1 protein-coding gene is annotated in these 278 nt (G+C 37.4%); it reads right to left on the bottom strand.

What is annotated here, in order from left to right; all coding sequences use genetic code 11:
* The coding region (locus AC0L24_RS33910; RefSeq protein WP_473565104.1) for a hypothetical protein at nt 1–256 on the bottom strand (256 nt) is incomplete at its 3' end.
* Nucleotides 257–278: the final 22 nt, after the last annotated feature.

Here is a 278-nt window from a genome sequence, read left to right as displayed (position 1 = left end):
GCCTTATATAGGGTAACAACGTTGAAAAACCACATGTGATGATATTGTGATAGTTAGCGATGCCGGGTTTGTATCGTGCCTTTTCATTTATTTCCAGCGGTATAGCTGATAAATAATCCCTTAGTACATCAGGAACCTTATAAAAAAACCCGCGTTCTGCAAACCTTTCTCGATAAAAGTGACAACCACTGAGTAAACAGATCAATGGAAGTAAATTCCAATTGTTTATTGGATTTGCCCCTATATTTCCAGACATCTGTTATCACTTAACCCATTAC

Source organism: Mesorhizobium sp. WSM4809, assembly GCF_055811655.1.
This window is presented reverse-complemented; position numbering and strand designations above follow the sequence as displayed.